1 protein-coding gene is annotated in these 575 nt (G+C 65.7%); it reads left to right on the top strand.

From position 1 onward, the window contains the following. The coding region (locus ACFWJO_RS40540; RefSeq protein ID WP_386873387.1) for a hypothetical protein at positions 1-554 on the top strand (554 nt) is incomplete at its 5' end. Positions 555-575 lie beyond the last annotated feature (21 nt).

The following is a 575-nucleotide window of genomic DNA, read 5'->3' as shown; positions in this document are numbered from 1 at the left end:
AGGGTGACATCGACTGGGACACTTTCGACGACCCGGACGTCGAACCGGAGGAAGGACTGCGGCACGCGAACTCGGTCGAGGAACGCGACGTGTACGTACCGCAGTTCTACCTCCTCGACGTGCTGCGTGCCGAGGAGGCCGGTCTAGTCCCGGCCAACGGCGGCCGCTACCAGTTCAACCGTGCGATTCAACTTGCCGGGTTCAACCCGACCAACCCGCTGCCGGAGGACGAGGAAGCCCGGGAGGCCGCACTCCTGGCGGCTGAGGAGGCCAAGCGGGTGCAGCGTCGCCGGGTACGGGAGCTGAACAAGTTGGCCGAGTCCGCTACCGACGTGAGGCGTGAGTTCATCCGCGAGATGCTGTCGGCGAACAAGCCTCCGAAGAACGCGGCCACGTGGACGGCGATGATGGTCGCGCTCGCACCGCACCAATTGTCGGAGTTCCACTCGTCCGATCTGCTGCCGGAGTTGATGGGTGACAAGACCTGGACGACGTACGACGCGAAGAAGAAGACCGCGGCGGCAGCACGGGCGGCCGCCAAGTCCCGGGCCTGACTGCTCCCCTCCACGTTCACT

Origin of the sequence: Streptomyces sp. NPDC127092, assembly GCF_042722475.1 — a bacterium.
GTDB lineage: Bacteria > Actinomycetota > Actinomycetes > Streptomycetales > Streptomycetaceae > Streptomyces.
Note: the sequence above shows the minus strand (reverse complement) of the source record. Positions and strands in the feature narration are given on the sequence as shown.